We start from the raw sequence: 6000 nt of genomic DNA on the forward strand, positions 1-6000 counted from the left end.
GATGCGTTTTGAAAACATTAGTGATTTGCTCACATTTTTTGCTAAAGGTGACTTCTTAGGGCGTTGTAGAAAATATCAGCCAATTCATCATCTTGGTTTGGCTTCATATGGGCGTAATGCTCTCCCTCCAAGTAATCAGTTTAATCTAAAAATATCATTTTGTGTTTTAGTACTAAGTGGCGCTTATTTTTTTATTAAAGTGTGAATTAAACGGCTTGACAATATACCCCTATAGGTATAATATGAACTCACGAGTTATCAATGAATAAATTCACGAGTAAAACGCGCAAACTCACGAGTAAAATGCCTAAACTCACGAGTAAAACGTGCAAATTCACGAGTAAAACGCTCAAACTCACGAGTAAAGCACGCAAATTCAAAAGAAAATGAACAAATTCACAATAATTGCTTGGAGAAGTGACCTTGGGACTGAGCTTCTTAATCGGAAATGGAATTAATGTAATCAGTTATGATATTAACGATTGTAAATAGGGGGGGCGGAGTATGGAGTATGATAAAAGTGTCATTAATCGCTTGAAACGGATTGAAGGACAAATCAAGGGTGTTCTTGGAATGATGGAGCAGGGAAATGATTGCAGGGAAATCGTCACTCAGTTGTCGGCTGCGCGAAGTGCCATCGATAGGACCATGGGTGTTATCGTAAGTGCCAATCTTGAGCAATGTGTTCGGGAAAACGTCGAGAATGGAGAGGGCACTGATCATCTAGTCAAGGAAGCGGTTAATTTACTGATAAAAAGCAGGTAAAAGAATTGACCTGAAATGTAGAAAAAGGAGTGTTATTCATGTCTTATATTTTACAAGTGGATTTTAAAATGGAGGGACCTTTCGGCAACGAAATGGTAAAAGAATTTACAGATTTAGCAAAAAGCATTAATGATGAAGAAGGCTTGATCTGGAAGATTTGGACCGAAGACAGTGAGGCAAAGGAAGCAGGCGGCATTTATCTGTTTGAAACGAAGGAATCCGCATGTAAGTACTTGACGATGCATACAGCTCGGTTAAATGGGTTTGGTATAGAGAAGGTTAATGGAAAAATTTTCGAAGTGAATGAAGGTTTGACTTCAATCAATCATGGACCAAGCAAATAAAGATAACCATTTATTTTAGTGAAGTGGATTGACGAACTATATTTTTTAGCATAATATATACCCCATTGGGTATAAAGGTGTAAAAATGAAATTTCGATCAGGGGGAAGCATAATGACTGAAAAGAAAAAAACGACGATCATTTTATTTAGTGGTGATTATGATAAGGCAATGGCTGCTTATATCATTGCAAATGGTGCGGCGGCTTACGATCATGAAGTGACCATCTTCCATACATTCTGGGGATTGAATGCTTTAAGGAAGGATGAGCCGATTTCATTAAAGAAAGGATTTCTTGAAAAAATGTTTGCGAAAATGATGCCGCGTGGTTCTGATAAAATGGGTCTATCAAACATGAACTTTGCTGGGATGGGACCTAAAATGATCAAACATGTGATGAAAAAGCATAACGCCATGTCACTCCCAAATTTAATTGAGTTGGCTCAGGAACAGGAAATCAAACTTATAGCCTGTACGATGACAATGGATTTATTGGGTTTACAGCAAGAGGAATTATTGGATGGAATTGAGTATGCAGGTGTTGCTGCTTATTTAGCTGAAGCAGAGGATGGAAATGTAAACTTATTTATATGAATTTGGGTACCGGAGGGATGGGTCCATTGGGAACTATATTTAATCTCATCATATTAGGTTTCATTGTTTGGTTTTTATATCAGCGCTTTGTCCCTGTAAAGGGGATAAAAAATATAAATGCGGCAGAGCTAAAAGCTGTGTTGAAAAATAGAGGAAATAAGCAATTGATTGATGTCCGTACTCCTAATGAATATAGGAGCAATCACATAAAGGACTTTAAAAACATTCCTTTAAACGAACTTGGCAAAAGGGCACAGGAACTGTCAAAAGATAAAGAAGTGATTGTAATCTGCCAAAGCGGGATGAGGAGCAGTAATGCGAGTAAAGCATTGGAAAAACTTGGATTTAAAGAAGTCACCAACGTAAAAGGCGGCATGAGTTCTTGGCGCGAATAAAAGGAGGTTCTTATAAAGATGAAAAAAATTTTACCGAATGAAGTGAACGCATTATTGAAGGGGAACTCCCCAGTCCACATCATTGATGTACGGGAGGCGGATGAAGTAAAAACAGGGAAAATACCAAATGCTGTGAACATCCCGTTGGGTCTGGTGGAATTTAGAATGCAGGACTTGGATAAATCAAAAGAGTATATCATGGTTTGCCGGTCAGGGGGCAGGAGTTCAAGGGCAGCACAGTTACTTGAGGATCATGGATATACAGTGTTGAACATGATAGGTGGTATGAATGAATGGGAAGGTCCCACAGAAAAATTTTGAATTCGGATATACCCCCACACCTATATTAGAAGGAGGAACTAAAAATGATTAAAACAAATTCTGTTTTGGATGCTAAAGGTTTAGCTTGTCCAATGCCAATCGTAAAAACGAAAAAAGCCATGAATGGCCTGGAAGCGGGGGAAGTACTGGAAGTTCAAGCAACTGATAAAGGGTCAACCGCCGATATGAAAGCCTGGGCGGAAAGTTCAGGTCACCAATACTTGGGTACGTTTGAAGAAGGAACGACACTAAAACATTATCTTCGGAAAGCAAGCGGAGAAGAAACAGAAGTGAAGAAGCATGAAAAAACCATTTCCAATGAAGAACTTCTGCAAGTAATGGAAGAAAATAGAAATATGGTCATCCTGGACGTACGAGAATCCGCAGAATATGCTTTTAATCACATTCCAGGAGCAAGATCCCTTCCATTGGGGGAATTGGAACAACGTATGGGTGAACTGGATATAGAGTCAGAGATTTTCGTGATTTGCCGTACAGGCAGCCGGAGTGATCTTGCTGCACAAAAACTGACCAGTGCTGGATTTGAACAGGTATTCAATGTTGTACCCGGCATGAGCCAATGGAACGGTCCTTCCCAAAAATCTGTGAATGAATGAAAACTATAAAATGGAGGAATAGATCATGACTAAAAAAGTAGCCATAATCGCAAGTAATGGTGGCATATTTGATGCATATAAAGTGTTTAACATCGCAACGGCAGCGGCAGCAACAGATCAAGAAGTGGCCATTTTCTTTACTTTCGAAGGTTTGAACTTAATTCATAAAGACGCGAATGGAAAACTTCCTCTGCCTGAAGGTAAGGAGCATTTTGCCGAAGGGTTTAAAAAGGCCAATGTTCCTTCCATTCCTGAGTTAGTTACTATGGCACAGGAAATGGACGTCAAGTTTATTGGGTGTCAAATGACCATGGACGTATTGGGCATTGAAAAAGAAGCTTTCGTTGGTGGTATCGAAGTAGGTGGAGCGGTCACATTTTTGGAGTTCGCTAAAGATGCTGATGTTAAATTAACCTTTTAATGAAGGAAAAATTTTTTGAAAACATTAATACTATAGGGGGTATCCGATATGGCATTTAAGCAAATGACAGCCGCTGAAGTTTCAAAGAAAGTAATCAATAAAACCGACTTATTTATTTTGGATGTTCGAAATGAAAGTGACTTTAATGATTGGAAAATTGAAGGGCGGAATTTCGAATTCCTTAATATCCCTTACTATGATCTACTGGATGGCGTGGAAGAAATTCTCGATCAAATCCCGGCCAATAAAGAAATCCTGGTAGTATGTGCAAAGGAAGGCTCATCCGTCATGGTTGCTGAAATGTTATCTGAAGCTGGATTGGATGTTTTTTATTTAAAGGGCGGCATGAAAGCATGGAGTGAACACTTGGAACCAGTGAGGATAGGCGAATTGACAAATGGCGCCGGAATTTATCAATTTGTTCGACTTGGTAAAGGCTGTTTATCTTACATGGTCGTTTCCAATGGGGAAGCAGCCGTTATTGATTCCACAAGAATGATAGATGCCTATCTTGATTTCGCAGATGATATCGGGGTGAAGATTACACATGTTCTGGATACGCACTTACATGCCGATCATATTTCAGGTGGAAGAAGAATCGCGGAAGAAACAAATGCAGCTTACTGGCTGCCCCCAAAGGATGCGGCTGAGGTAACTTTTGAATATCAGCCGTTAGAAAGCGGGAAAGTGATAACGATCGGTCATACAGCGATTGATATCCAAGCATTATACTCCCCGGGACATACCATTGGGTCGACTTCATTTGTGGTGGATCAAAAATACTTGCTAAGCGGGGATATACTATTCATCGATTCAATTGGCAGACCGGACCTAGCTGGTTTGGCTGAGGATTGGGTAGGGGACTTGAGAGAAACACTGTATACACGTTATAAAGAATTATCAGAAGAGTTAATTGTATTGCCATCACATTTCATGATCATTGATGAATTGAATGAAGATGGAAGCGTCGCTAAAAAGTTGGGTACGCTGTTTGCTGAAAATCACGGATTGAACATTGCGGATGAAACGGAATTCAGAGAGCTGGTAACAGGTAATTTACCGCCTCAGCCAAACGCTTATCAAGAAATTCGCGAAACTAATATGGGGAAAATCGAACCCGATGATGATAAACAGCGCGAAATGGAAATTGGACCAAATCGCTGTGCGGTTCGCTAAAACCGATAAAAATAGAAACCAAGAAAATGGGAGAGATGAAATATGAATGCAGATAAAGTGCTAGATGCTAAGGGACTGGCATGTCCAATGCCAATCGTCAAAACGAGAAAAGCCATGAATGATTTGCAAACCGGGCAAGTGCTGGAAATACATGTAACCGATAAAGGAGCTAAAGCAGACTTAGCCGCTTGGTCAAAATCCGGTGGCCATGAACTGATGGAAACAGCAGAAGAAAATGATATACTGAAATTTTGGATCAGAAAAGGTTGATAAAGAGAGGGGAACCATTTGGTTTCCCTTCTTTTAAGGGAGGCACTTAAAATGGATATAACCTTTATCATTACCATCTTTTTGATTGGTTTTATAGGTTCATACGTTTCAGGGATGCTCGGCATCGGCGGTTCGATAATAAATTATCCAATGCTGCTGTTTATTCCCCCAATCTTCGGTTTAGCGGCATTTAGTGCCCATGATGTGACAGGCATTAGCGCTGTACAAGTCTTATTCGCTTCCATCGGAGGTATATGGAGCTATCGTAAGAGCGGACATTTAAATAAAACGCTAATTCTCTACATGGGGATCAGTGTGTTGATCGGAAGCGTGGTTGGAAGTTTTGGATCACAATCGATGTCGGAAAACGGAGTGAATATCGTCTATGGCATTTTGGCGTTGATAGCGGCTGTCATGATGTTCATTCCGAAGAAAGGGATAGATGACATTCCTGTAGATCAAGTTACCTTTAACAAATGGCTTGCGGCCATCCTGGCATTAATCGTTGGTTTAGGCGCCGGGATAGTCGGTGCCGGAGGGGGCTTTCTATTAGTTCCCATCATGCTTATCGTTTTAAGAATTCCAACAAGGGTCACGATTGCTTCTTCATTGGCCATTACTTTCATTTCATCCATTGGTGCAACAGCAGGGAAAATCTCAACTGGTCAAGTTGACTTCTATCCGGCGTTGATCATGGTTGTAGCTAGCTTAATAGCATCTCCGCTTGGGGCAATGGCCGGTAAAAAAATGAATGTAAAAGTACTGCAAGTCATACTGGCTCTATTGATTTTAGCCACGGCTGTAAAAACTTGGGCGGGGATCATGTCTTGAGTTTTGACACAGAAGGGAGCAGTTGTGAGAAGTTCTATCGTTAAAGAAGTGTTCACAATAGGCCACACTAATAGTTCCTTTTCCTCCATCATTTTTTTTATCTTGTACGGACTTCTGTTAATAGAAAAAGCTGACTGTTGAAAGTCAGCTTCAATTTGTAGACTAAAGGGGGGCGGAAAATTCTGAACCCCTTTTGAAATTCCCTCTGAATTTCGCCTTCTTCTTTAAATTAATGGCAGCGAAAGTAAGCATCGCCTGCATCGACAAT

General features: G+C 40.3%; 10 protein-coding genes. All 10 read left to right on the forward strand.

Annotation, left to right across the window (positions count from 1 at the left end; translation table 11 throughout):
- Positions 1-504: 504 nt before the first annotated feature.
- The 10 genes from ADA55_RS22590 to ADA55_RS22635 all read left to right on the forward strand — a co-directional run bounded on the left by ADA55_RS22590 (position 505) and on the right by ADA55_RS22635 (position 5732).
- Positions 505-765, forward strand: a complete 261-nt coding sequence (locus tag ADA55_RS22590) for a metal-sensitive transcriptional regulator (RefSeq protein WP_048687703.1) — start codon at positions 505-507, stop codon at positions 763-765.
- Between the two features lie 38 nt (positions 766-803).
- Positions 804-1109: a monooxygenase gene (locus tag ADA55_RS22595; RefSeq protein WP_048687704.1), complete on the forward strand. Its 306-nt coding sequence runs from the start codon at positions 804-806 to the stop codon at positions 1107-1109.
- A gap of 112 nt (positions 1110-1221) precedes the next feature.
- Complete coding sequence (locus tag ADA55_RS22600) at positions 1222-1701, forward strand: DsrE/DsrF/DrsH-like family protein (protein WP_048687705.1); 480 nt, start codon at positions 1222-1224, stop codon at positions 1699-1701.
- Positions 1702-1727: 26 nt separating this feature from the next.
- A complete protein-coding gene (locus ADA55_RS22605; RefSeq protein WP_375564631.1) occupies positions 1728-2096 on the forward strand; it encodes a rhodanese-like domain-containing protein in 369 nt (122 codons plus the stop codon).
- Between the two features lie 18 nt (positions 2097-2114).
- Positions 2115-2417 (forward strand): rhodanese-like domain-containing protein, encoded by a 303-nt coding sequence (locus tag ADA55_RS22610; protein WP_048687706.1) that lies wholly within the window; start codon positions 2115-2117, stop codon positions 2415-2417.
- 44 nt (positions 2418-2461) lie between these two features.
- Entirely contained in the window at positions 2462-3034 is a 573-nt protein-coding gene (locus ADA55_RS22615) for a sulfurtransferase TusA family protein (RefSeq protein ID WP_048687707.1), read from the forward strand.
- Between the two features lie 25 nt (positions 3035-3059).
- Entirely contained in the window at positions 3060-3455 is a 396-nt protein-coding gene (locus ADA55_RS22620) for a DsrE/DsrF/DrsH-like family protein (RefSeq protein WP_048687708.1), read from the forward strand.
- A 48-nt stretch (positions 3456-3503) separates the two neighbouring features.
- Positions 3504-4631: an MBL fold metallo-hydrolase gene (locus ADA55_RS22625; protein ID WP_048687709.1), complete on the forward strand. Its 1128-nt coding sequence runs from the start codon at positions 3504-3506 to the stop codon at positions 4629-4631.
- 42 nt (positions 4632-4673) lie between these two features.
- Positions 4674-4901, forward strand: coding sequence for a sulfurtransferase TusA family protein (locus ADA55_RS22630; protein ID WP_034312794.1), 228 nt, complete (start codon positions 4674-4676; stop codon positions 4899-4901).
- Positions 4902-4952: 51 nt separating this feature from the next.
- A complete protein-coding gene (locus ADA55_RS22635; RefSeq protein WP_048687710.1) occupies positions 4953-5732 on the forward strand; it encodes a sulfite exporter TauE/SafE family protein in 780 nt (259 codons plus the stop codon).
- Positions 5733-6000: the final 268 nt, after the last annotated feature.

It is taken from the genome of Bacillus sp. 220_BSPC, from assembly GCF_001054655.1.
GTDB lineage: Bacteria > Bacillota > Bacilli > Bacillales > DSM-1321 > Peribacillus > Peribacillus frigoritolerans.

Coding starts and splice junctions, on each gene's coding strand:
- ADA55_RS22590 (WP_048687703.1), top strand. CDS start 505: ATGGAGTATGATAAAAGTGTCATTAATCGCTTGAAACGGATTGAAGGA.
- ADA55_RS22595 (WP_048687704.1), top strand. CDS start 804: ATGTCTTATATTTTACAAGTGGATTTTAAAATGGAGGGACCTTTCGGC.
- ADA55_RS22600 (WP_048687705.1), top strand. CDS start 1,222: ATGACTGAAAAGAAAAAAACGACGATCATTTTATTTAGTGGTGATTAT.
- ADA55_RS22610 (WP_048687706.1), top strand. CDS start 2,115: ATGAAAAAAATTTTACCGAATGAAGTGAACGCATTATTGAAGGGGAAC.
- ADA55_RS22615 (WP_048687707.1), top strand. CDS start 2,462: ATGATTAAAACAAATTCTGTTTTGGATGCTAAAGGTTTAGCTTGTCCA.
- ADA55_RS22620 (WP_048687708.1), top strand. CDS start 3,060: ATGACTAAAAAAGTAGCCATAATCGCAAGTAATGGTGGCATATTTGAT.
- ADA55_RS22625 (WP_048687709.1), top strand. CDS start 3,504: ATGGCATTTAAGCAAATGACAGCCGCTGAAGTTTCAAAGAAAGTAATC.
- ADA55_RS22630 (WP_034312794.1), top strand. CDS start 4,674: ATGAATGCAGATAAAGTGCTAGATGCTAAGGGACTGGCATGTCCAATG.
- ADA55_RS22635 (WP_048687710.1), top strand. CDS start 4,953: ATGGATATAACCTTTATCATTACCATCTTTTTGATTGGTTTTATAGGT.